The organism is Bacillus sp. ISL-18, assembly GCF_018613415.1.
Lineage (GTDB): Bacteria > Bacillota > Bacilli > Bacillales > Cytobacillaceae > Neobacillus.
Window position 1 is genome coordinate 235,195 of sequence record NZ_JAGGQG010000019.1, and the last position, 25,948, is coordinate 261,142.

The following is a 25,948-nucleotide window of genomic DNA, read 5'->3' on the forward strand; positions in this document are numbered from 1 at the left end:
GCCTCAAAGAAGTTGTCCAGCAACTTGCTTTGGGCAGTCTCTTTTTTTGGTCTTTTTTTGCGTCTATAAGTGGCAACCGCTTATTCGAATGGTTGTCCCCAAAGGTTCTACCCCAGAGACAACTAACAAGTTTTAAAATAAGATTCCTGACAAATACACAGTAGTTGTCACCGTAATCATGCTAAGTATAGTGGACATCAAAACGACTTGAGCTGCAAATTCAGGATGATTTCCATACTCCAATGCAAATAGAGCACTATTCCTCGAGGTAGGAAAAGAGCTTGCAATAAACAACGCCTGTGCCGTGGTTCCCTCCAATTTCAATGTTGTAATAATAGCCATCGCGATCAACGGCGAGAGAATTAAACGGCCCAACAGACTTAAAAATAGCGGTAAAGACAATCGCCTTATCTTTATATAAGCACTTTGTGCACCAAGAGTAACTAACGCCACTGCTAAGAACGCATTGGACGTATTATGGATCGGTGTCCAAATAAAATTCGGAATTTTAACATGGCAGGAATGAAGAATCAAACCTAATAGAAATGCATAAATAACAGGATTCTTTAGAAATTCCTTTAATGCACCAAATCCTCTTTGATCAACTGAAACCGAATTAAACAACCCATAGGTATAAGTTAATAAATTTTGGAAAATCATCACGACAATCTGAATGGAGGCCCCTAATGGGTTATGTTGAAAAACCAACTGACTTACTGGCAAGCCAAAGTTACCGGCATTATTTAGAACGATACTATTTTTAAAGGTAGCGGCTAGTCCGTTTTCAAACTTGGCTGCCTTTGATATCACTGCACTTATGATCATTAAACATGTACATTGGATAACTAAAAAACCAATAATATGTACAAGCGTTTTTCCGCCAACATTATTTTGATAAATATTTACAAAACCAACGGAAGGCATTAGAAAATACGTATTTAATTTGGATAATGTGCTCATATCAAACTTAAATTTCCGATGCAGCATTACACCTGCTGCAATTAAAAGAAATACTGGTAAAACCACATTTAATAAAATGAGAAAAAAGACTTCCATATGACTCTCCTATTTATTAAGACAAAATCCAAAAGCCCCCATCAAGGAGCTTCTGGATTTTAACTAGATGTTTAGATTGGTATGATAGATAGTACCAGTGCGACTAGAATCATCACTGCTGTCGAACCGCAAGCCCATTTTAAAAAGGAGCGCTGCAAATCTCCGAAATCTGCTCCAACCATACCGACGAGTAGATAAGTAGAAGGGACTAACGGACTTAATAAATGGACTGGTAATCCTAATAATGACGCCCGGCCAATCATGGCCGGATCAATACCATAGCCATTAGCCGCTTTTGCAAGTAGTGGTAGCACCCCGTAGTAAAAAGCATCATTTGACATAAAGAATGTAAAGGGGGCACTAATAATCGCTGTAATCAGAGCAAAATGAGAGCCCAAGTCTGCTGGAATATGCGTAATCATCGAATTCGCCATCGCATCCACCATTTTGGTTCCAGCAAGAATTCCTGTAAAGATACCAGCTGCAAAAACCATTGATACTACCGACAAAGCATTATCTGCATAGTGCATGATCCGTTCTTTTTGTTCATGGATATTTGGATAATTAATCGTAATAGCAATCGCGAATCCAATCATAAATAAGACGGTACTCGGAAGTAATTCCTCAATAAGCGCCACTAACAGGAGGATGGTAAGAAGGTAGTTTACAATAATTAGCTTTGGACGTTTAAGGTAAGCATCCTCTGTTGTTGCTGCCATCATCGAAAGAGTACTATAATCGATTTCTAAAACACCAATGCGCTGTCGTTCTTTTCTTCCTAGACAAAACGCCATGAACAATACAAACAGCACACCGCCTGCCATACTCGGAATAACTGGGGTAAAGATATCACCCATTTCCAGATGAAGTGCTGTCATGGCTCTAGCAGTAGGTCCTCCCCATGGAAGGAGATTCATTACACCAGAAGCAGAGACCGCTATTCCAGCAAGGACTAAGGGTTTCATACCAATCCGTTTATACAATGGAAGCATGGCTGAAATCGTAATCATATAGGTAGTAGTTCCATCTCCATCAAGAGAGATTAATAAGGCAAGGACGGCTGTTCCGATGGCTATTTTTACAGGGTCCCCTTTTACAAGTTTTAAGATTGTTGAAATAATTGGATCAAAAACCCCAGCATCAATCATAATTCCGAAAAAGAGTATTGCAAATAAAATCATGATTCCCGTTGGTGCGACACTTTTGATTCCTTCAAGTGCCATTGGTCCCAGTTCTTTGCCGAATCCCCCAATTAAGGCAAAGACAACAGGCACTACCATTAATGCAATCATGGCAGATAGACGTTTGGTCATAATCAAAATCATAAAAATAAGTATCATTAAAAAACCCAGAATTGCTAACATTTTCCCACCCCTTTTGTTTGTAAATTTATAATAGTCTAATTATTGGAGGTTGAAAACGATTACAAAATTAAGTTTTTTAAGTAATTTAAAGTGTATTTTGTACATATTGTTCACGGTTCCCCTGCATTTGAACAAAAAATAAGAAGATGCCCTTTGGCACCTTCACTACTTTGGATAATACTTTCTTTCTGGTCTTCCTACAATTCCATAGACCACTTCCGCTTTAGCTTCATTAATCGAGGACAGATACTCTAAATAACGGCGAGCAGTAATCCGGGAGGCACCAATTTCCTTCCCCACTTCTTCAGCGGATAGTCCATGGTTTTTATTCAGAAGGACGTTTTCCACCTTACTTAAGGTAATCTCATCAATCCCTTTAGGTAAACCATTCCCTTTTCCCACATTTTCGGTCTCTTTTTTGCCAAACAATAGGTCAACATAGTGCTGATTTATTTCCTGTTCAGAAATTAATAGTGTGTATTTTTTTACATATTCTAAAATAACTTCATCAAATCGTTCCCTGTTCACTGGCTTAATTAAATAATTCTCTACCCCATAGCTTAATGCTTTTTCAACAAAAAGCTTATCAGTTGCAGCGGTTATCATAATAATACTTACTTTGGGAAACCGTTCTCTTATAATCGGAAGCAGCTCTGTTCCAAGCATATCAGGCATATACACATCTAGAAGCAATAAATCTAGGGATTCCTCTGTCAGCAATTTCAATGTCTCAACCCCGTTTAATGCTTTTCCAATTACTTCAATATCCTTAAACTTTTTTAAAAATTTTTCATGGATCTCGGCAACTCGAAAATCATCTTCGGCTATCGCTGCTTTTATCTTATGCACGTCCTTGACTCCTCTCATCTTGCTTAGGAAGATACACGGTAAAGATCGTTCCACTGTCCGGGTTAGTTTGGACCTCAATCATTCCATTCATCTCGACCACTGCTTCTTCCGCATTGGATAGTCCAAAGCCCCTCGGCTTATCCCCATTTTTCAAAGTAAATCCCCGCTCAAATAATTGGGGAATATCATTTTCACTAATCCCTCTCCCATTATCTGAAACTTCAAAAATGATATCACTGCCAATATCTGTGGCAAAAAATTTAACAATAGGAGGATTACTCTCAGTGACAGCCTCAAAGGCATTATCAATTAAATTACCCAAGATCACAATCAAATTAGATAGCTTCATATGGGTTGGCAAATGGTCTAAATAACTTTCAGTAACAATCTCAAACTTTATCTTTTTTTCTGAAGCTTTTCCTAATTTCCCCAATAAAATTGCTTGGACTTTAGAATCTTTAATCTGGTTAAATAAAATCGTATTTTGAACTTGTAAAATCTGTGTTTCCGCTTGGATCATCGCAATCGCCTGTTCAAATTCACCGAGTTGAAGCAAGCCTGATAACACATACAATTTGTTCGTATACTCGTGGGTTTGAGCACGAAGATCCTCCGAATAGCTCTTTACTTCTGATATCGTGTTGACCATTTGCTCAATTTCCGTTTTATCACGAAAAGAAGCCACCACCCCGCTGATTCCGTTTTCATCAAAAAGAGGCGTGCAATTGACGATGACCGTTTTATCTTTCCAAATTAATTCTTTATCAACGACCGGATTTCCCGCATTTAACACTTCATATAAATAGTCTGAAGGAAAGAGACCCTCGACCTTTATATGGCGGACCGAGCCTTTAATATGTAATAGTTTTTTTGCAGGCTGATTCATCATGGTAATGAATCCATCTTTATTAATGGCTAATATTCCTTCTTTTACACCGTGGAGAACTGCGTTTTTTTCTTTATAGAGTGCGGCGATTTCATATGGTTCGAGACCTAGTGTATCTTTACGAATATCCCTGCCTAGCAGCATACTTCCGAAAAAAGAAATGAATAGAGCAACAATCGAGACTAAGAGTACTTTTTTGATATTTTTGGTGATTTGCTGGTTTACATCTTCTAATAGAAATCCCACTGATACGACCCCTATCACTTCCCCACTTTTATTTAGGATCGGTGATTTCCCTCTAATCGAAGGACCTAGTGAACCCTTTGCTTTGGAAACATAATACTCCCCTTTTTTAATCGCCTTATCATTGTCTCCGCCCTTCATTTTTTTTCCGATCATCGATTTTAATGGGTGTGAATACCTTGTCCCATCCAGGTTTCCTACTACCACAAATTCAGCACCCGTTTCTTTTCGGATTTTTTCTGCTAAGGGCTGAATGGTTTTTGATGGATTACTAGATTCGAAACTTTCAATAATTGTTGGCATAAAGGAGACTGTTTTTGAAATTTCGAGTGCCAATTTCCCCTTGTTTTCCTCTATTTGCTTACTTTCCATATAGCTATAAAATGCGGTCATCAGCAGGATTAATAATAATCCCAATAATAGGGCCAGCCCAAAGATTTTTGTCTGCAACGATAGATGTTTAGTTTTCAGGCCACATTCCTCCTTTTTGAACCTCCGCCGTAAAACATGATTTTATTATAACTTTAGTTGCTATAAATTTCTTTTGAAAAACGAAAAAAAACTATCATTTTGATAGTTTCTCATCTGTCCATTTAATGATCACGATTTACCATATAATTTAATAATTGCTTTAAGAAAGTGATATTACGAGGAACTTCATGAAGTGCTTCCACGGCAAGACAGTAATGTTCCCACATCTCTATTCTTGCCCTTTCAGGACCTAGGATGGATACAAATGTGGAGTTATTATTTTCTTTATCTATTCCCACTGGTTTACCAAGCTTATTTTGATTCCCTTCGACATCCAGCAGGTCATCCTTGATTTGAAAAGCAATGCCGGCATGGCGGGCAAATTTTTTCAATGCCTCCAATTCGGACTCCTTTGCTTGGGCAAGGATAGCAGGCATAAGAATGGACGCTTCGAAAGCAATTCCAGTTTTATAAAAACTCATGATGATTAATTGTTCCAATGTTAATGCCTTTCCTTTTGAGCCCAGATCCATTGCTTGCCCCTTACACATTTTCTCGGTCATCCGGGCTGAGTACTGGATCATGTTCAGGACTGTTTTCGCATTAAATTCATGGAGGGATGCTTGCTCTTCCATTGCTTTCTGGGTTAGAAACAAGCCAGCTAATTCCGCAATTGCTGCGTTATATACCGTATGCAGAGTCGGACGGCCCCTGCGGATGGGGGCATTATCCTGTGACGGAAGATCATCGAATATAAGGGAGGCAGTATGCATATATTCCAACGATTTTAACAGCGGCATAATGGCAGTTGGGTTTAATCCATATCCCTTTACTGCTATTTGCCAAGCAACAATTGGTCTTAATCTTTTTCCATCACCAAAAAGACTATAGTTGGAGGCGTCCGTGATCAAGTCATCGATTAGAGGAACATTTTCTCCCGGGTAGATTTTAAGACTGTTATTGAGTTGATTGCGGATCGTGTCGATTTCTTGTAAAAAGTCATCTTGCTCTTGTCGTTCCGTTTTTAAAATCGTCATGATATGATCACGAAGCAGTTTATCGAAGAAATCTACATCATCTGCTTTATCAACCATTTTTTGGATCAGTCGATTAAAAAGTGGGTTTCCTGAAGCAAACAGCTCCATCACTTCATTGTATTTTGGAGTTCCCATGCGCTCCTTGAACCGTTTCAGACCATTGATGGCACGGTCGAGAATAACCTCACAGGTTTTTAGATCAGATTGATAGACTTGATGAATTAAATGGGCGATAACCGCCCAGTATAATTCAAAGGGATTGATCAGATCGGGCCGCTTATCATGATAGGTTAAATAATACGTATAGGGAGTAACAGCCCCCTCCTTCCGATCATCAAACATATCAGCAAAATCATCCGCCAGCTGATTGTAAATGCCATAATAGAAGGTCCTGTTATCAAAACCTTCATCTTCAGGTGCACTGATGACAGAACGGACAATTAGTCTCGATGAAGCCGATTTTAAAATAACCGGTACATAAATCTCTTCATTGGTGTAGTTGCTATTTGAAAGATCTTTTTTCCGGTCTACTTCCTGGGAGTTAAAAAACACGTAGGATTGATCAAAAAAGGCCTTTAATGTCTCAGCCTGCTGATTAGCCTTAATGTATTCATAGGCCTCACGAAGCTCAGAATGGATATAGTGAATGAGTGAACAGTTCTTTCCATCCCATCCCCCCAACTCGGGGACAGTTCCTGTAATAAGTGTCGTCCGAATTAACTGGGTGTAACGGTTTTTCTCCACATCTGATAAAACATGGGAATCGAGCAGATCATCTATGAAGGGATAGGTCAGACCATAGGAGTAACCAAGCCTAATGGCTTTTTCTAATCTCTGTCTACGATCAAGAGGCGAAATTCCTTCTTCCATCTCTACAACCACGTGCATGATCACACCTGCAATAATTTTGATCAGTTTTCGCTGGGCATGTTCTGCATCCATACCATCTGGAATATTTCGGGTCACTGTCTTTAATTTGTCCAAGACCCAGATCATCGTGGTTTCAATTCCTTCACGCTGAGCCCATCGGAATAAAGCGGCCATGCTAAACGATTCTTTTTCCTCTTCTCTACCCTTTGTCAGGCTATTTTTTAAATGATCAACGACCTGGCGAATTTTCATCTGGGTATCAGAAGCATCCAACGCTTTGCCCAGATCACGCATAAATAGGTAGGAAATGCTGCGATCGAGGTAGTTATCCAGTTTTCCTGTATAATTGAGCCAACGGATATGATTTGAATATCCTTTTAGCTCCGTTTTATTCTTTCTTCTCGAAAAAATGGATAATAATGGAGGATGATGATGAATATGGTTTTGTTTCCATACGTTAATATCTTTTGTTAAAGCAGGGACATAAGACTTTTCGATGACTTGGAGATAAAGTGATTGAAAATACTGGGCAGCCTTTTGCTCAGCTAACTGATATATTTTATCCGCATTTTGTACTAATTTTTCATTCATAAATAGTTATCCCCTGCCCCAAGTTCCTTGTTCTACCTGCCAAACAGATTTTATTAAACAATCAATACATGTATACCTTAAAGTATAAAAAGGTTTAATTTTTTTCACAAATAATTAATGGTGGCAGGTATCTTATTTTATTCGATTAAATTATCTACAAGAACAAATAAGATTTGAATTAATCCTTAAAGATAGGCGGTACCCCAAAAAACCTGTTCCATCTATATTGAAGCAGGCTTTCTGAATATCCTAAGCATAAGTTTCCGTTTCGATTCTGTTAAATAGTTGAAGTAGGTCCTTTAATGGATAAAGTCTAGCTGTTAAAAGATAAAGTTCTTCGTAGTTGTTTTTTACGTAATCATCGATAACATCGATTCCCTTTTTAAAACCATCAACTAAATAATAAGTATACTTTCCATCCCATGAGTACTGGTTGATTCGCAATAATTCGTCTGCAATCATCTCGAACTTATATTCTTCAACGAGGAGTTTGACTTGATACAATTTATCAATATTAAATCTAAAGCTATTTTTATTCTCATGGTTTTTTCGGACATATTTTATAAATTCATGGATCGTTTCTGCTAACATAATGGCTTTTTGCCTTTCAAACTTCATATCCCCAGCCCCCTAATTTGTTAAAATGCTTCCTCTAGGAAAATTGTATGATTTCTTTCGATCATCTGACACTTTAGTGTTTTATGGTTGACATTACTTCATGTCCCTGTTTATAATTTATTTCGCACACGAAATGTTCTTATAGGTAATTTTAGATTTTAGAAAGAAAGGAGGAATTAAAACTGGACATATTAAATAATGAAGTTTTGGTAAGCTTTTTGGAAATAAATAAAGCCTACAATAGGCTTGTTAAATTTGATGCAGAAAAATTAGGGATAACCCCTGTCCAATTAAAAGCACTATTTAAGATTAACAACAACCCTGATATTAGTTTGGGAGAACTCGCTGAAAAATTAAGACTAACGAACAGTACCGTTAGTGGCGTGATTGATCGCCTTGTTCATAGCGGACTCGTCGAAAGAGTAGTACCTCCTGGCAATAGAAGGACCATTTCTATACATTTAACAAGCAATGGAAAAAAAACATTAGCAAAATTTAATTCGTCTGAATCGATGCTAATGAAGAAGGTCCAAGAAGTCCTTGAACTGCCGGAGGAGGAAATCTCTCATCTGTTGCGACTTCACCAACTCGTTTTAAAAAGGCTAACAATTGAGGAGGAATAATTGAATGAGTACGAAACGTTTACTTTTGGTCAACATTATTATTTTAATTGTCTTAGTAGGTGGAGGTTTTGCAGGATATGCCTACTACAATAAAACCGTCAATTATTTAACAACAGATAACGCGCAAGTCGCAGGACAACAAGTAACAATTGCTGCCCCTGCAAACGGAAAGTTAACAGATTGGGCTGGTAAAGTAGGAGATCATTTTTCAAAAAATAATCCAATTGGAACCATACTTACCACTGGAGCAAATGGCGAGCCAACTGAAATGAAAGTAACTCTGCCAACTGACGGAACAGTTGTCCAAACTAATGCAGTCCCAAATTCATTTGTAGCAGCAGGAACTCCGCTTGCACAAGTTTATGATTTAAACAATTTATGGGTAACAGCTAATATTGATGAAACAAAGATTGACGAAATTGCCGTTGGCCAGGATGTTGACATTTATGTGGATGCTTTCCCTAATTCAACATTAAAAGGAAAAATTCAACAAATTGGTTTAGCAACTGCAGGTACCTTTTCATTGTTACCTAGTTCAAATAACACAGCTAACTACACGAAAGTGACGCAAGTGGTTCCTGTGAAAGTATCCATTGATGATAATAAAGGTGTAGGAATTGTTCCTGGTATGAACGTGACCGTGCGAATTCATAAGTAGGTGATAAAATGTCAATATATATCACGGTTTATGCCATAATATGTATTTTGGTACTACTTTTGATCAATTTTGGTGTGTTAAAACAAAAAAAATCGAAAATCGATCAAAGTGAAGTTAAAAATCAAGAGGTAGAAGCTATTCCTCAATCGCCAATCCTTGATAAGAAGGATCTTCAGCAAGATCCAGATCTAACAAGTCAAGTAGAAGAAATGCTGGAAGATAACGCGATAGCCGAGCCCGCTTTAGAGTATGTTCAAGCGGAAGTCCAGCCGAAAGAAGAAATGATAACACTATCCAAACAAGCAGAAAAGGAATCCGAAAAATCTTCAGGAACTGGAAAAATTCTTACTGCCTTAATGCTTGGTGCATTTGTCGCCATTTTAAATCAAACTTTATTGAATGTTGCGATTCCACATATTATGAATGATTTAGGTGTTTCAGCAAGTACGGTGCAATGGCTATCAACTGGTTATATGCTAGTGAATGGTATTCTCATTCCGGTTACAGCCTATTTGATTGAAAAGTTTGGAACGAGAAAGCTTTTCCTTGCTGCCATCTTTCTCTTCACGATCGGTTCACTGGTTTGTTCCCTCTCATTTAACTTTTCTATGTTAATGATTGGGCGTGTTATCCAAGCTAGTGGTGCAGGAATTATTATGCCACTCTTGATGACAGTCTTTTTTGCCCTTTTCCCTCCGGAAAAACGAGGGAAAGCCATGGGTCTCATGGGGGTTGTCATGATCTTTGCTCCTGCTATTGGCCCGACATTATCCGGTTGGCTGATTGGACATTATTCATGGAGATTATTGTTTGATATTGTCATTCCTATTGGAGTATTAGATTTAATTTTAAGCTTCATGTGGATGAAAGACGTAACGAAAACGACGAATCCTAAATTTGATTTCCCAGGATTATTATTTTCAACCTTAGGGTTTGGTTTCTTGTTATATGGGTTTAGTGAAGCTGGAAGCGACGGCTGGAGCAGTGCAACGGTTGTCCTTTCATTAACGATTGGAGTTTTGTTTTTACTGGCCTTTATCTTGCGTGAGTTAACGACTGACAAGCCAATGCTGGATTTGCGGGTTTTTAAATATGATATTTTCGCCTTAACCACGATTATTAGTATGATTGTTAATATGGCTATGTTTGGTGCCATGATCTTACTGCCAATTTATTTGCAAAATATTCGAGGGTTCTCTGCATTAGACTCTGGTTTATTGATGCTCCCAGGTGCGATTGTGATGGGGATTATGTCGCCGATTTCCGGTGCCCTTTTTGATAAAATCGGTGCAAGATGGCTTGGTGTTATCGGGTTAACCATAACGGTTATTACAACCTGGCAATTTACTAAATTAAGTATGACAACCAGCTATACTCATCTCCTCCTCCTATATGTATTTAGGATGTTTGGAATGTCCTTCATTATGATGACAATCATGACGGAAGGTCTAAACCAATTGCCTCGTCACCTCGGGGCACACGGTACGGCAGCTTCTAATACGGCAAGACAAGTTGCTGGAAGTATTGGTACGGCATTCCTTGTTACCGTTATGACAACTAGGTCAGGGGTACATTATGGTGAATATATCAGTACCATGACGAGCGCAAATCCTTTCATTGCGGGTCAATTTTCACAACTTACTCAAAGTCTTGGAGCTTTAACACACATGCCGGCTGCGGGTAAACCACTTACCACCTATTTACTTTATGGTCAAGTAATGAAACAAACGACCATAGACGGGATTAATGACGCATTTATTGTGGCAACCCTGATTGCTTTTGTAGCCTTGGTTTTAGTATTCTTTGTAAAACGGGCACAGATAAAAAATTAATAACAGGTTAGATCGAAAGAGGCATTCCCAAAAGCTAAACTTTTAGGAATGCCTCTTTTTACACTTTACTATCAAATTCCTAGTGCTTTTTTCGTTAAAGGTCCCACTACACCATCCACTTGCAGGTGATGGGCTCTCTGGAAATTACGAACAGCTGTATCTGTATTTGTTCCAAAGATGCCATCATACCCTTTGGTGTTGTAGCCTAAAGCTGTAAGCTTTTTTTGAAGCGTTACAACAGCTGGCCCACGACTTCCTTTTTTAAGGATTTCATTGCTCGTGCTTACAGGAACAGAAGGCGAACCTTTTCCACTTTTCAATCCGTTGGCCACTGCAATTGCGTCGAAGGTATTTTTGGACGTTGTAATAACAACCGGTGTATTCACTGGCACTTGATTGAATAACCATTCTACTTCATTATCATACATTCGAACACAGCCGCTGCTCACATACCCTCCAATCGAACTAGGGTTATTGTTCCCATGAATCCCGTAGGTTGTTCCCCAAGTTCCGCGGGCATTTAAACCCATCCAGCGGTTACCTAGCGGATTACGTGGGTCACCTCCTGGAATATGCCCTTTGTAGTATGGACGGTTAACAATTTTATTAACAATTTTGAATTTTCCTTCCGGAGTTAGTGAACTACTTCTCCCTGTTCCTACTTTGAATTGTTTTTTCAAGACGCCGTTTTCATAGTAAGCGAGGCGGTTGTTTGCTTTGTTAATGATAATAAATTTGTTAACAGTAGCCGCCGAACTAGAAGGTACATCGAAACATAAGCTAAACAACAAAAGAAAAGCCAAACTAATAAAGATTAACCATTTTCTTTGCAAATAGATCCCCCCAACACCCATTAAATTGACTAATCCGTGTATTTTATGTTTGCTAGCATATCCACATTACAAATTTGTTAGCAATATAACAATCTAGTATTCTGTGTTACGCTAGCATTTCCATAATATTAATATTTCTACATATATTTCCTTTTTCCTTTATAACGAACAAAAATAAAAATAGCCTAATTTAGAAAGATAACCACAAAAAAACTAACCCACTATGTATGGATTAGTTTTTTCAGGTTATTTCATAATCGTTATGCCGAAGCTCTAATATTGTTATCCTTTTTTATGTTAAACGAATACAAGATAAATAAAAGAATAAACCATATTGGTGTCAATAATAAAGCAGTACGAGTTGCCTCAGCAAATAACATGACAATGAGAATGAAAGCAAATAACGTTAAGACCGCATAATTAATAAACGGTGTAAATGGAGCTTTAAAGGTCGATTTTTTCCGGAGATCCGGGCGTAATTTCCGATATCTTATATGGCAAACTAAGATAATCCCCCAGACCCAAATAAAACAAATCGCACTAATCGTTGTCACGATACCAAAGGCTTGTCCTGGAATTAACTTACTTAAAAGGGCTCCGCCAGAAAGAACAAGTGCTGAAATTAATAAAGCATTACTTGGTACATGATTTTTATTTAATTTTCCAAATTGGGATGGACCCTGCTTATTAGAGCTTAAATTAAATAAGATTCGGCTGGTTGAAAACAAACCACTGTTGCAGGCCGATGCTGCAGAGGTTAAAACAACAAAATTAATAATTCCGGCCGCAATCGGAATACCGACTAAACTAAATGTTTTTACAAAAGGGCTGTTTTCGGCATTCAACTGGGTCCATGGATTGATACATAATAGGATAAACAAGGCTCCCACATAGAAAAATAGAATTCTTAACGGAATTTTATTAATCGCTGATGGGATATTTTTTTGGGGATTAGCTGTTTCTGCTGCTGATACACCCACTAATTCAACACCCACATAGGCAAAGACTACCATCTGAAAAGATAATAAGAAACCTGACACACCATGTGGAAATAATCCGCCATACTCCCAAATATTTTTAACTGAAACGGTTGCCACATCTGTTTTGAATCCAATTACTAATAAAATAACTCCTATTCCGATTAAAGCAAGTATCGTGATGACTTTGATTAAAGCAAACCAAAATTCTAATTCGCCAAATAGTTTCACAGTTAATAAATTCAGACCTAATAATAGTACGAGGCAGACAATGGCTGGAACCCATTGCGGTATATTAAACCAATATTGTACATATACACCAACGGCAATAATATCAGCCATGGCAGTCATAATCCAACAAAACCAATACGTCCATCCAGTTACAAATCCTGCCCAAGGTCCGATGTAGTCTTCTGCAATATCTGTAAAAGATTTATAACCTGCTTTTGATAAAAGAAGTTCTCCTAAAGCCCTCATGACAAAGAAACAGGCGATGCCGACAATGACATAGGCAAACATAATTGATGGGCCTGCTAACTGTATGGCTCTGCCTGAACCCAAAAATAACCCTGTTCCAATCGTTCCGCCAATCGCAATCAATTGTACGTGCCTGTTTTTTAAATCCCTTTTTAATTCTTGTTGTGCCACTTAAAACTCCCCCTAATGGTAGTAATATTTCTTCTTGGACTTGTGAAACAATGAACAAGAAGCAACCAATAAAAAAGAGACTGGAATATCTCCAATCTCTTAAGGGCGAAAGAATAACAAATAATATCTATTACTCTATTTGTAGTAGAATAATAAATAGTCTTCGTACTCTTCTGTCCTTTTGCCTGAGATTGTGAACCCTTCGGCGCCGCAAGTATTTGCGGTCTCTCCAGAAGCTGCTCCTGCTATAGTGTGATCCATAGCAATCATAGCTTGCTAAATATTTAATTAGTAAGTTTGAAATATACATCAATTTCAAACTATCGCTGAATAATTTATAATTATAGTAGTATCTTATCTAATTGTCAACATATAAAATGATCAGCTGATCAACTCTGACTAAGTGGACCAACTTTGCACACAAAAATAGATGGTGAATGACACCACCTATTTTCGCTATTCTTCTGATTGTCGATCCTTTCTACGATCGTCTTGGTTAATTCTAGCCTCTACTCATTTTTGTCCTCAGCGGGGGCATCTACCAAATTTTGATTCTGGGATTCTAGAACTTCAGCTCGGCTTTGACCATATAGACCGACATAGATTTGCTCGATCTCCTCGCCTGTTAGATCTCCTCGCTTTAGAAGCTCCTCCGCAATTTTGTGAACAAAATCAGCGTTATCATTTACAAGTTTCTTTACTTTCGTCATTTCACTCTTTAGCAATTCATTGATTTTGCCACGCAGCGCTCTAAGACCATCTGTGCGCGAACCGACAGCGAGCCAGCTGAATAACTCTTCACCCATTCCGACAATCCCTAGATAGGCACCAGCCAGCTGTGTTGCCTGATTTAAGTCGGAAGTAACTCCGTTTAATTTTTTATTTAAAAACTCCTCCTCCACCGCCCGTGCTGCCAAACATACTTGGATTTCCGCTAATATTTCTTTGTCGGTCCGATTATATCGTTCATGGGTTGGCTTCGTAGCTGCGAGACCAAGCGCCCCGCCCCTGCGGATAATGGTTACTTTCCATACTCGTTCATGGGGTTTAAGCAGGAACTGGGCGACCGCATGGCCAGCTTCATGATAAGCAACATTTCTTTTTTCGTCCTCACTCATCGACCTTAACGGCTGTTTAAGCCCCCATTCATAGGTCTCCATTGCGGCGCGGAAATCCTCATAACTTGCAACTTGGGCTCCGCGTTGATGAGCGATAACGACCGCTTCATTTACAATATGCTTGATTTGTGCCGGAGAGTATCCAATTGTATCAAGTGCCGCACGCTCAGGAGTAATCGAAGAGTCTCGTTTCACTTTTTCTAGGTAGTATTGGAAAACATCAATACGGCCATCATAATCGGGAGAATCAACCCAGAGTTTCCGATCAAAACGGCCAGGACGAAGCAGTGCTTGGTCAAGTACATCGGGAAGGTTGGTTGCAGCAACCGTTAAAACAGCAGGACGGTCTGCCCTTTTCTTTCGAAGTCCAACCATTCGCAGCAGCTTAGAGAACCAGCCATTATCAATGTTTGGCGGGTCCATTTGCAAGAGCAGTTCATTTAGCAAACCAGAACCACCCATCCCCATCATTCCACCGAGCATTCCCCCAGCGCCGCCTCCTGCCTGTCGGCTCATACCAATCGCATCAATTTCATCTATAAATATAATACATGCACCATACACTTTGGCAAGCTTTCGGGCTTTCTTATATAGCCCCATTACTTTAAGATTCCCCACACCAAAAAACATATTTTGAAAGCTTGGGGCCGAGGCATAAGCAAAAGGTACTTGGGCTTCATTTGCAATAACCTGGGCAAGATAGGATTTCCCAGTTCCTGGCGGTCCACATAACAGTAAGCCGCGAATGGCCTCCCCACCCATCTCCTTAAATTCTTTTACCCCCTTTAGGAGGGTTACAATCCGCTTGGCATTTTCGACAATCTCGGGGTTACCCCGATAATCGTCCCAAGTGGAGCCTGTTTCCCCTGGCAGGATCCAATAGGTTCTGCCGCGGGCAAGGAACCAAAAAAGGGCAACAAACTGGATTATCATGAATAGCATGGCAAAGAGCAGCTGTAGTAACAAACTAACAATACTTATCACGACACCCCAAACTGTCGGCCCACTATTAAGCAGATAAATACTTAAAATGACCACAGCGGCAACCCAGAGGATGATTTTACGCCATTTTACCCATCGATATTTCCTCATGGCCCCACAATCCTTTCTGAATATTTAGAATATTTTCTGTGATAATAGACCGTAAAACTGTTAGGCCTCCAAATTATTTAATCTAGAATACTGATATTTATTCTTATTTCCGGCTAGTCATACCTATCGAAAAAGGTAAATTTATCCGTTGATTTTCAAATTCTGCCGACCGACTGAATTATTTAAAAAACCCTCCAAAAAGGATGGGAGGGTTTCTAACGGGATTATTTAAATTTTTTTATAATGTCTAATAAATACTTAATGGCAACTGCTAAACCGCCAACGAAAAAGAATGCAATTAAAATCCACCCAGAAGGGTCGATTGGGAACATAGAAATGAGGAAGTTTAATGGAATAACGTAATATAATAAATCCTTCAAATATCCTAATATAAAATCTGAAGTAAGTGTGCCTTTCCAGAATGACTTTAAGAATCCTAATAAAAGATCAAGAATCATTAGTCCAAAAACAGCCCACATTGTATAAAGCATCCAATCTGCTAGTATCATTTTTTCATCACCACCTTGCTACATCATATGCTTGTAACAGAAGCAGGTGAGAGTACTTGGAAATTTTTGTTCACAGAATATTCACAATACATTAAAGCAAGAAAAGAGGATATCCGCTAAGGGACACCCTTCATTTTGTTAATTCTCTGCAAGCTTATTGACAACTTTTTTGTCTGGAGCCTTAAATTCTTCAGGATCTTCAGCTTGCTTTGCCCGCTTAATAAAGAAAGCAAGTACTAGAGCGATAAGAGCAATTCCAACAGAAACAAGGAATGCATCGTTAATTCCTTCTAACATAGCCTTCATGCCTATTTGCTGCTTCATTTGGGCTACCATTTCCGCCGTCGGTTTTCCTGTAACATGTTTCATCGCCGAATCAGCCAGTTCAGTAGCATGTGTTTTCGTGCGGTTCGACATGATCGTAATCAAAAGAGCCGAACCAATCGCACCAGATACCTGTTGTAACGTGTTATTCATCGCGGTACCATGCGGATAATAACGGGCAGGAAGCTGATTCAATCCGTTTGTCATGACCGGCATCATGACCATCGACATACCAAACATACGTGCTGAGTAAATAAGCATTAATTCCGTATAGGTAGTATCTAATGTTAATGTACTAAACATATAGCTTGTAAAGATGGTAATCGTTAATCCGATAACAGCAAGAACTCTGCCGCCGAATTTATCAAATAATTTCCCTGTAATTGGACTCATAATTCCCATTAAGATCGAACCAGGAAGCATCAATAATCCTGATTTTAACGGTGTAATGCCACGAATGCTTTGTACATAGATAGGTAAAAGCAGCATTGCTGAAAACATCGCCATGGCAATTACGATGGAAATGACAGAGGATAGAGCGAACATCGGATATTTATAAACTTTGAAATTTAACATTGGCTTTTCAAGTTTGTTTTGACGAAGTACAAACGACACCAAGCTTATTGCCCCAATGATAATCGTTGCATAGACTTCCGGGCTGTCCCAGCCCTTATCACCGGCAGAACTGAAGCCATAGAGTAATCCACCAAATCCGACACTAGATAATAATAATGATAACTTATCAAGACGAAGATCCACTTTGCCTTTTTTATCCTTTAATAGGAAAATAGCAATAATAAGAATCAAAGCGGCAATTGGCGATACAATATGGAACAAAATTCTCCAGCTATTATGTTCTATTAAGTAACCTGATAGTGTTGGTCCCACTGCTGGTGCAAAAATAAACACCAATCCAAATAGTCCCATTGCTCCTCCCCTTTTTTCAGGCGGGAAGCTTGTTAGCATCACATTCATTAATAACGGCATCATAATCGCTGAACCTGCAGCTTGAATCATCCTAGCTGCTAATAAAAGTGGAAAAGCATGCGCGAAGCCAGCAATAATCGTCCCAGCCGTAAATAAAGCCATGGCTGTTAGGAATAATCTTCTTACTGTATACTTTTGAATTAAAAACGCGGTAGCTGGTATCATGACCCCATTTACAAGCATATACGCAGTTGCCAGCCACTGTACGGTAGATGCATTTACATCTAAATCCTTCATGATGGATGGCAATGCCACGTTTAGTAGTGTTTCATTTAACATTGAAATAAATGCCCCGATCATCAATATAGCGATAATTCCATATGGCGGGCGATCATATTTAATGGTACTTTCCACCTTAATTCCCCCTAGTAAACTAATAGTTCATTTTTTTGTACCCTTGTTTCGCATAGACAATATCATATACCGATAGTTCATTTTTTGCAATCAAAAAATCTCAAATAAATTACTGATTTGTCTTCTACCAATAATTAAGGTACAATTATTTTTATACTAGCAGTCTAATGGAATTCAAGGTGAATACAATGAACGAAAGAAAACAACATGTTATCAATAAAGCACATCAATTGTTTATCGATAAAGGTTTTCAAGCTACCTCGATTCAAGAAATTATTGATTATAGCGGGATTTCGAAGGGTACTTTCTACAATTATTTTTCCTCAAAAAATGAATTACTTATGGCAATCTTTACTTACTTGAGTCAGAGGATCGAGCATGAACGAAATGAGCTTTTAATTGGACAGGATATTTCTGATATTGAAATATTTACCCGTCAAATTGAACTCCAAATGGCGTTTAATCGGAGGAATAAACTTTTTACTCTTTTTGAAGAGGTATTTGTTTCCAATGATCCTACCTTAAAGGAATTTTTAAAACGGATGCAAATAATGTATCTTGATTGGATTTTTAATCGTTTTGTAGATATATTCGGAAAAAATAAGCACCCTTTCTTATTGGATTGTGCCATTATGTTTATGGGATTGATGCATCATAATATTCATTTTCATTTTTTAGCAAAAGAATCTGATGCCAATATTAAACAAGTCATTCGGTATTCGGTAAATCGGATCGAAAAAATGGTAGAAGAGGTAGAAAATAGCGGTGAGCAATTATTAGAACCCGAAATATTAGAAAAATGGCTGCCTAATTGTAATCCATCTTCACATGAAATGGAGAAAAAGTTACTCCATACCATTTTGCGATTAAAAAAGTGTGTGGGTGTAGGAGAAGTTCAATTCAAAAACAATGAACTATTGGACTTCATCCAAGAAGAAATGCTCCATTCAAAAACACCGCGAAGATTTCTTATTAAAAGTGCACTGGCATCCTTAAATGATTTATCACCAAGTGCCACCTTTAAGCAAGAAATGGATAAGCTCGAACAACTTTTGGAAGAGTTCTTCCTTAATTAGGTATGTAACTAGCTAAATAAAAAAGCTTGTTGTTTAGGTAAGATTCCAAACGACAAGCTTTTTTTATGTCCAAAGCTTATAGTCTTTATTTAACTAGTTTATTAAATGGATTCTTCCACTCCATGAGCGTACCGTAGTTGCATGATTCTTCATCATCCAAATAATTCATGACTACCTTTACAGGAGAGCGACCGCAATGAAGGAGAAAAGAAATCACTGGATCGTTTATTTCTCCTTTGACACATGCATCAATATATTGTTCCGGTGACATATTATTCTTATATTTATGATATCCTGGCATCCTGCCCCCGCCAAGTAATCTTTCCAAGCGTAAATGAACCACGACATCGTACATCGAAAACATTAACCACTTACCCAATCCCCATTTTCGATAGGCTGGCCGCACACCAATATCAACAACGTACAAGGTGTTCCCATCAGAATCGTGGTTTCGGATATATCCATTATCTGTCATTTTTCCCAAGAGTGTTCTGGATGTTGTGGATCAAAAACAACAAGCATCCCAAGTCATCGAACCTGCGACTTCTCCATTTACTTCTATACACAATGCACCATGTGGAAAAAGTGTTACGTGACTTATTAGTTGCTCCTTATTCCACCATAATTCAGATGGAAATGGTGGAGGAAAACTTTCCTGCTGAATACGAATCAAATCTGGAAAGTCCCTTTCCCCATAGTTACGGATCACTGCTGGAACGGTTCTTTCTCCGTCGAAAACATAAAATTCCTTTCGATACATGTTGAACCTCCAATAGTTAACTGTGAACGAGCTGTCTTTCTGTTTCCCAATCGGGATAGAGATCAGTACGACGGTCCCGCCAAGTTGTAACAGATCCTTTTTCACGAACTTTGTAAAGTAATTCTAAATTGAGATCTGCCGTCACAATCATATCCTGGTTAAATTCCCCTTCTACCATGATACCTTGTGGAGGGAAGGGAATGTCATTTGGTGTAATAACAGCCGCCTGCCCAAAATTGGCCCGCATGAAATCAACAGTTGGCAGCGAACCGACTGTACCTGTCGTTACAACATATACTTGATTTTCGATTGCTCTTGCATGGCTAGTAAATCGAACTCGGTGGAACCCATGGCGGTCGTCTGTACAAGATGGGCAAAAAATGACATCCGCTCCCTTCGCTTTTGCCATTCGCACAATTTCTGGAAATTCAATGTCATAGCAGGTTAACATAGCGATTGTACCTTTATCGGTTTCAAAGACCTCAAATGAATCTCCGGCACTCATATTCCACTCGTTTACTTCCGTTGGGGTAATATGAAGTTTGGCTTGCTCAGCAACCCGGCCATCTGGGTAAAACAAATGTGCTACATTGTATAGCCGGTCATCCTTGCGTATAACATGAGTTCCGCCAATAATATGCATTTTGTACTGTTGGGCTAACAGAATAAATAATGAACGATATTGTTCGGTAAAATCAGGTAAGTCTTGAATAGTTAACGCTTTCCCATAAGCTTTCCCAATAGATAGTAGCTGAGTAGTGAAGAATTCAGGAAATATAATAAAATCCGATCCAAATTCCTCAGCTGTTTTTATATAGTGTTCCACTTGATTGGCAAATTCTTCAAAGGAATGAATCGTATGGAGATGATATTGAACCGCTGATACCCTGAACTGCATAAAATCCCCTCTTCCTAATTGAGTCTTTAATCCTATTATTATCAAAAACATATAGCAAACAAGTACTAATTTATTAATTACATTATGTGAAAATTATACTTTAAAATAGGAGAGCCTTAATGTCAATCACTGTCTATAAGATTTTTTGAGGTTAAAAATGACAATGTCATTTTTAACCTCTTTTATTTTATAAATAAGGAAGTAAAAAATAAGATGAAAATCTATCACTCTTAAGATAATTAATAAAAAGGAACAATGACATTTAAAGGTTATGATGATTATGTAGGCGAAATCAATCAAAAAACAAGATGAAGGGAGATAGTTAAATGAGCAACATCAAAACATGCGTAAGCTTATATAGTTTGCAAGATGAATATTTAAATAAACGTATGAGCTTAGAAGATATTTTTAAATTTTTGGCTGAGAATAAAGTAGAAGGAATTGAAATCATTCCCGATCAGATGCTGCATAACACCCCCCATCCCTCAGAGGAAACATTAGTAGAATGGGATAAATTAGTAAGCACCTATAAGATGAAACCAGTCATTGCCGATGTTTTCTTGAATACAAACTTATACAAGAATAGAGAATTAACCAAAAAAGAATGTGTTGATTTATTAATTGAAGAGATTAAGCTTGCCAACCGGTTAGGAATTAATTTAATCCGGTTAGTATCGATGGTACCGGCTTTTGTTATCGAGCCATTATTGCCATATGCTGAAAAATATAATGTTACCTTGGCTCTCGAAATACATGCAGGCTTAAGCTTTGATGTTCCAAAAACCCAAGAATTTATTAAAGAAATGAAACGATTAAATTCTCCTTATGTAGGACTAGTCATTGATACCGGGATTTTCTGCCGCAGGCTGCCAAGAGTAATGGCTGATTATTGTAAACAACATTTAGGTACAAACCAAGAAGTGATTGATTATATCAACAACATATTTGCCCAAGGTAAAGACCCTAGGAAAGTATATTTGGAAAATGGCGGCTTTCCAGATGAACTAAAAAAACTATTAAAATCCGAAGCGGATCACTTTTTTGCCCATTTCGCAGATGGATATGAAAATGAAGCCTACAATATTTTAGATGAATATATACCATATATTAAACATTTCCACTTTAAATTATTTGAAATGACCGAAACAGGCGAAGAGTATTCTATGGATTACACAGGGATTCTCCAGTACTTGCACGAAAAAGGATATGACGGTTATGTTTCTACAGAATTTGAAGGAAACCGCTGGGTCCTTCCTGGACATCCAATGGTGGAAAAAGAACAAGTCTTAGCTCATCAGGCACTGATTCGCAATGTTATAAAAGAGTTAGAAGGACAGGAGGTCTATTAAGATGTTTGATAATAATGTGTTCCTAGAAAATACTTGTAAAAATATTGAAGAAGCAAGTAAAATCACTGGATTTGAATTAAAAACCAACATTACCTACTATCGAGGCATTCCACTGTCCATGGTAAATGATATTCGTGTGGAGGTGGACGGCGAAAAGGTTCCACGTGAGAATCTTTTATGTTCAGTAGACGAGGTGGACTGGTTTACGTTAGATGAAATGGAAACCGTAACAAGCTATAAATGGGAATATGGCGAGCCATTATCGGTTCGAGTTCGACAGGATGGCGGTTTATCCAAGGGGACACATGAAGTGGCTTTAGATGTAATCGTCCGTACGGCCTATATTCCAGTACCATTAGCGGGAAGAAAGGTTAGAACTGTGGAGATAGCATGATTGAAGGTAAAAAAATCAGCCCAGCGGCTGATTTTTTTACTGCTCCTTTTATTAATTTTTATTTATTATCAGGAAAATTATTTGGGTTCGCTTATAACGGCCACCAAATCATTATTCCTTCTAGCCCTTTGGTTCCAAGCTGTACACATAAAAAGGCTTCCTATTAAAATGAATGCTCCAAAGATAAACGGAATATTGTAGGAAACATCATAGAATATTCCTGCTAATGAAGGCCCAATAATATTACCCAAACTGCTATAAGCATTATTCATACCTGCCGCAAAACCTTGTTCATTTCCTGCCATTTTCGATAACATGGTATTAATCGCTGGACGTAGAATCGAAGTTAGCAAGAAAAATAATATATTCATGATTAACATATAAATAAAATTCCCAGAGAACAACACGAAAATCATTGAAACGGCCGAAAGAAAGAAACAAGTATTGATCACTTTAATTTCATCGAAGCGGCGAAGCAGCCAATCTACCATCACAGCCTGAATGATAACCCCAACAAGTGCACCAACAGTTAGAATAATAGAGATATCTTTAGGGGTATATTCGTACTTTTCACTTACATATAACCCATAGATGGCTTCAAAATTGGCTAATCCAAATGTCATCGTAAAAACGAGTAATAGCAAGACAAAATAAGGCACTTTAAATGATCGTTTGATTTCATGAATCATACCATCTTTTTCCGATGTTGAATTTCTATAGACTTGTTGCTGTTCTTTTGATAACGACTCTGGTAAGAACAAGATGGAAACGATCATAGCAATCCCTGCTGCAATTGCTGATGCATAAAATGGTACGCGCAACCCAAACTCTGCTAAAAATCCGCCAATCCCTGGGCCAATAACAAAGCCGAGTGAAATGGCTGCCCCAAGTAACCCCATCCCTTTTCCACGATTTTCAATTGTTGTAACATCCGCTACGTACGCCATATTCGCAGGTACTAGTATTCCAATTCCGATCCCCCCAATTAAGCGGGATAAATAAAGAAGCCATAAATCAGAGCCGATACTAAACATAAATTGTGACAGCATGATAATTCCTAAACCAGCGATGGTAATGATTTTTCTTCCGTATTTATCTGATAGCTTCCCACCTAAAGGGGAAAATAGAAATTGGGTCAGGCCTGTTGCAGCTACAAGGTATCCTTGATCCTTCCCCGTCGCACCGAATTCTAGAATAAACTTCGGAAGAACAGGAATAGCTAACCCTACCCCAAGCAGGGCGATAAAAATATTCACCATTAGAATAAATAATGGCACATTGATCTTTCTAAAAAACGTAAACCGTTGCATCAAATTTCTCCTATTCTAAAAATTAAAACCTTGTAATTTAATTTTACACCTCCTGATCACTTATTTAATTTCATTTATTTAATCTATTAGAGAAGCAATTTTTAACCTAACTTATTAATGATTTCAAAAATAAATAAAGAGATTAAAAATCTTATGCTGATTTTTAATCTCTTAAATTACTATAATTTATGATCAATCATTTCAGACATGAAGAACTGTTTTACCCTTCAGACTTAATTCAGTTTCAGTATAATCAAACCACTCGAACTCTGCCCTATTTTTACTTCCCTTTCCATTGGAACTGGCAAACATGCAAAGCATGGTTCCAACCATACCACCCACTGATTCGGGATTTAATTCCCTGCCATCTGCGTTCTCAAAAAGCAGATGGAGATTTTCTTCCTCTTTACCAAAATAGAAGTTATACGATTGACCCTCTGCTGAAACCTTGAGGATGATTTCTTCACCTTCTATTTCCGTTTTAGCAATCTCCTTTTCTGTAGTCATACATTGAAAGTGCGGCTGATGAGGATATCCGTTTATCTCGCTTGTAGACTGGATAAGCCTCAATATTTGCTTTCCTTTTTCCATCGATCGCTCCAACCTGAACTGATGATTACAAGCCTGCATGATTGCTAGTCCAGCAGTCTCATTCTCCTCGAAAGCTAGGAAGTTTATCTTTGTTGCCATACTGAAATTTGCATGAAGTTGTCTGCGGCCAATAAACCCAAGGGTTGGGACATTTTTATCCACTTCTGTCGCGGTTATGTCGATTTTGCGTACCTCCTGGCTGATGGAACGAGGAAGTAGATTCATTGTCAGCTTACTGTCTGAAAGTGAGTAAAAATTCTCATAAGGGGTCCCCAAAAATACCCAATCCATTCCAAGTTTCTCTTTATCGAAGTCATCCCTCGTTGCTAGTACTCTTTCGATAGCTGCAGGCAGATCTGGCGCTGGATAACTCCATTCGACTTTCCCTGTTCCAGGACTGATAACGGGCCAGCCTTCTTCCCAAACGACTGGTGCAATAAAGGTTTCTCGTCCAAGGTTCTTATGATAGCCTTCAATTAGGCGAGAGCCGAGTATGACGGTATACCACTCACCATTTTTCAGTTCAACCAAATCTGCATGGCCCACATTGCAAATCGGGTAATGTTTCCCTAGATGACGATGGGTTAAAATGGGATTGCCCGCATAGCCCTCAAATTCATTAAAAATCGTTCTACTGCGGGCTACCGTTACGGCATGGAAATGCTCAGTACCTCCCTCAGCTATCACTAAATAATAATAGTCATCCTTTTTGTATAGATGCGGAGCTTCTGGTGAAGCGCAATTTTTTAAGGCTCCTCCCCAAATTGTCTTTGCCTCTCCAACAAGACACATCCGTTCTAAATCAATTTCACTAACCCAGATCCCCTGAGACCTTGTACCATCTGGATTCTTATCCTCTCTTGTACCTGTAAGATATGCTTTCCCATCATCATCGAAAAATAAAGATGAATCAATCCCAGGACAACCCTCGAGCCAGTAGGGATCAGACCACGGTCCACGAGGGTCTTTAGCCGTCACAATAAAATTCCACTTATCGCTAACATTTGTCGTAATCATGTAGTAGGTACCGTTGTGAAATCTTAATGTCGGTGCCATGATTCCTGCTGTCATATGATCAGCCGTCACATGCAGTTGAGATTTTCTGTCAAGGATATGACCAATCTGCTCCCAATTAATTAAATCGGTAGAGTGAAAGATTGGGACGCCTGGAAATAGAGAAAAGCTTGAGGTAATCATATAAAAATCATCATCCACCCGACAGATGGATGGGTCTGGATAGAATCCTGGTAAAATTGGATTTATTAACTGTTTTGACATTTTTAAATCACTCCAACTTATTTTATTATTGGCTTCTCGTAATATTTGTTCATTTTTATACCTATTTCACTCACTTAGTCGCCATTGGGACAAATTTCGAATGGTTTAATAGCCTTACTGTAAGAATCTGATGCTTAATCGCACACTATTGGTGGATTTCATGGCTTTTTACTCGAACCTGGTCCTCATTCGGGCAGCTTTAATGAATTCCATGGTCTTCTTGTCCGAACTTGGAACTCCTTGGTACTACGTCAAGAAAACGGACAAAATAAATTGAAACTTTTTTTATTAAAAACCCTACCGCGCTTCGCTTGCTGACCTGTTGGAGTTGTGAGCCTTTTTCAAAGGCTCA

Annotated in this window: 20 protein-coding genes, 1 pseudogene and 1 riboswitch; of the genes and pseudogenes, 6 read left to right on the top strand and 15 right to left on the bottom strand. The window is 38.4% G+C overall.

Translation table 11 applies throughout. The features are described from left to right. Positions 1 to 132: 132 nt before the first annotated feature. The 6 genes from J7E81_RS24290 to J7E81_RS24315 form a co-directional block, all read right to left on the bottom strand. The gene (locus tag J7E81_RS24290; RefSeq protein ID WP_215046347.1) at positions 133 to 1,056 is read right to left on the bottom strand and encodes an AEC family transporter; all 924 of its coding nucleotides are present in this window, start codon (positions 1,054 to 1,056) and stop codon (positions 133 to 135) included. 71 nt (positions 1,057 to 1,127) lie between these two features. Then, positions 1,128 to 2,420: a CitMHS family transporter gene (locus J7E81_RS24295; RefSeq protein WP_215046349.1), complete on the bottom strand. Its 1,293-nt coding sequence runs from the start codon at positions 2,418 to 2,420 to the stop codon at positions 1,128 to 1,130. Positions 2,421 to 2,585: 165 nt separating this feature from the next. Continuing rightward, positions 2,586 to 3,269, bottom strand: coding sequence for a response regulator (locus tag J7E81_RS24300; RefSeq protein ID WP_308162272.1), 684 nt, complete (start codon positions 3,267 to 3,269; stop codon positions 2,586 to 2,588). Beyond that, positions 3,262 to 4,815 carry a sensor histidine kinase gene (locus tag J7E81_RS24305; protein WP_308162273.1) on the bottom strand — a complete coding sequence of 518 codons (1,554 nt, stop codon included), beginning with the start codon at positions 4,813 to 4,815 and terminating at the stop codon, positions 3,262 to 3,264. Before J7E81_RS24305 ends, J7E81_RS24300 begins: the two co-directional genes overlap by 8 nt. Before the next feature lie 176 nt (positions 4,816 to 4,991). After that, positions 4,992 to 7,367, bottom strand: a complete 2,376-nt coding sequence (locus J7E81_RS24310) for a polyprenyl synthetase family protein (RefSeq protein ID WP_215046353.1) — start codon at positions 7,365 to 7,367, stop codon at positions 4,992 to 4,994. A gap of 249 nt (positions 7,368 to 7,616) precedes the next feature. After that, entirely contained in the window at positions 7,617 to 7,985 is a 369-nt protein-coding gene (locus J7E81_RS24315) for a hypothetical protein (protein ID WP_215046355.1), read from the bottom strand. Positions 7,986 to 8,203: 218 nt separating this feature from the next. Between J7E81_RS24315 and J7E81_RS24320 the strand changes: the two genes are divergently transcribed. From J7E81_RS24320 to J7E81_RS24330, 3 genes are all read left to right on the top strand, one after another. Then, positions 8,204 to 8,608, top strand: coding sequence for a MarR family winged helix-turn-helix transcriptional regulator (locus J7E81_RS24320; RefSeq protein ID WP_215046357.1), 405 nt, complete (start codon positions 8,204 to 8,206; stop codon positions 8,606 to 8,608). A gap of 4 nt (positions 8,609 to 8,612) precedes the next feature. Next, complete coding sequence (locus tag J7E81_RS24325; RefSeq protein ID WP_215046358.1) at positions 8,613 to 9,266, top strand: HlyD family efflux transporter periplasmic adaptor subunit; 654 nt, start codon at positions 8,613 to 8,615, stop codon at positions 9,264 to 9,266. A gap of 281 nt (positions 9,267 to 9,547) precedes the next feature. Beyond that, positions 9,548 to 11,098 carry a DHA2 family efflux MFS transporter permease subunit gene (locus J7E81_RS24330; protein WP_251028854.1) on the top strand — a complete coding sequence of 517 codons (1,551 nt, stop codon included), beginning with the start codon at positions 9,548 to 9,550 and terminating at the stop codon, positions 11,096 to 11,098. A 71-nt stretch (positions 11,099 to 11,169) separates the two neighbouring features. On the opposite strand, the gene J7E81_RS24335 is transcribed toward J7E81_RS24330, so the two are convergent. The 5 genes from J7E81_RS24335 to J7E81_RS24355 form a co-directional block, all read right to left on the bottom strand. Next, complete coding sequence (locus J7E81_RS24335) at positions 11,170 to 11,931, bottom strand: L,D-transpeptidase family protein (RefSeq protein ID WP_251028843.1); 762 nt, start codon at positions 11,929 to 11,931, stop codon at positions 11,170 to 11,172. A 260-nt stretch (positions 11,932 to 12,191) separates the two neighbouring features. Then, positions 12,192 to 13,556, bottom strand: a complete 1,365-nt coding sequence (locus J7E81_RS24340; RefSeq protein ID WP_215046369.1) for an amino acid permease — start codon at positions 13,554 to 13,556, stop codon at positions 12,192 to 12,194. A 163-nt stretch (positions 13,557 to 13,719) separates the two neighbouring features. Then, positions 13,720 to 13,799, bottom strand: a riboswitch (glycine riboswitch). A 266-nt stretch (positions 13,800 to 14,065) separates the two neighbouring features. Beyond that, positions 14,066 to 15,766: an AAA family ATPase gene (locus J7E81_RS24345; protein ID WP_215046371.1), complete on the bottom strand. Its 1,701-nt coding sequence runs from the start codon at positions 15,764 to 15,766 to the stop codon at positions 14,066 to 14,068. Positions 15,767 to 15,990: 224 nt separating this feature from the next. Beyond that, positions 15,991 to 16,275: a hypothetical protein gene (locus J7E81_RS24350; protein WP_215046373.1), complete on the bottom strand. Its 285-nt coding sequence runs from the start codon at positions 16,273 to 16,275 to the stop codon at positions 15,991 to 15,993. A 138-nt stretch (positions 16,276 to 16,413) separates the two neighbouring features. Then, positions 16,414 to 17,886: an MDR family MFS transporter gene (locus J7E81_RS24355; protein WP_215046417.1), complete on the bottom strand. Its 1,473-nt coding sequence runs from the start codon at positions 17,884 to 17,886 to the stop codon at positions 16,414 to 16,416. Positions 17,887 to 18,128: 242 nt separating this feature from the next. Between J7E81_RS24355 and J7E81_RS24360 the strand changes: the two genes are divergently transcribed. After that, complete coding sequence (locus J7E81_RS24360; RefSeq protein WP_215046375.1) at positions 18,129 to 19,016, top strand: TetR/AcrR family transcriptional regulator; 888 nt, start codon at positions 18,129 to 18,131, stop codon at positions 19,014 to 19,016. A gap of 85 nt (positions 19,017 to 19,101) precedes the next feature. Here the strand turns inward: J7E81_RS24360 and J7E81_RS24365 are convergent. Further along, positions 19,102 to 19,776, bottom strand: a pseudogene (locus J7E81_RS24365) (GNAT family N-acetyltransferase). 16 nt (positions 19,777 to 19,792) lie between these two features. After that, complete coding sequence (locus tag J7E81_RS24370; protein ID WP_215046376.1) at positions 19,793 to 20,674, bottom strand: carbon-nitrogen hydrolase family protein; 882 nt, start codon at positions 20,672 to 20,674, stop codon at positions 19,793 to 19,795. Positions 20,675 to 21,000: 326 nt separating this feature from the next. Here J7E81_RS24370 and J7E81_RS24375 point away from each other — a divergent pair, with 326 nt between their 5' ends. Both J7E81_RS24375 and J7E81_RS24380 read left to right on the top strand, forming a co-directional pair. Then, complete coding sequence (locus J7E81_RS24375; RefSeq protein WP_215046378.1) at positions 21,001 to 22,023, top strand: sugar phosphate isomerase/epimerase family protein; 1,023 nt, start codon at positions 21,001 to 21,003, stop codon at positions 22,021 to 22,023. Position 22,024: 1 nt separating this feature from the next. Further along, the gene (locus J7E81_RS24380) at positions 22,025 to 22,417 is read left to right on the top strand and encodes a C-glycoside deglycosidase beta subunit domain-containing protein (RefSeq protein ID WP_215046380.1); all 393 of its coding nucleotides are present in this window, start codon (positions 22,025 to 22,027) and stop codon (positions 22,415 to 22,417) included. 77 nt (positions 22,418 to 22,494) lie between these two features. Here the strand turns inward: J7E81_RS24380 and J7E81_RS24385 are convergent, their stop codons facing one another. After that, positions 22,495 to 23,727, bottom strand: coding sequence for an MFS transporter (locus J7E81_RS24385; protein WP_251028844.1), 1,233 nt, complete (start codon positions 23,725 to 23,727; stop codon positions 22,495 to 22,497). Positions 23,728 to 23,928: 201 nt separating this feature from the next. Then, positions 23,929 to 25,596 (bottom strand): glycoside hydrolase family 43 protein, encoded by a 1,668-nt coding sequence (locus tag J7E81_RS24390; RefSeq protein ID WP_215046381.1) that lies wholly within the window; start codon positions 25,594 to 25,596, stop codon positions 23,929 to 23,931. Positions 25,597 to 25,948 lie beyond the last annotated feature (352 nt).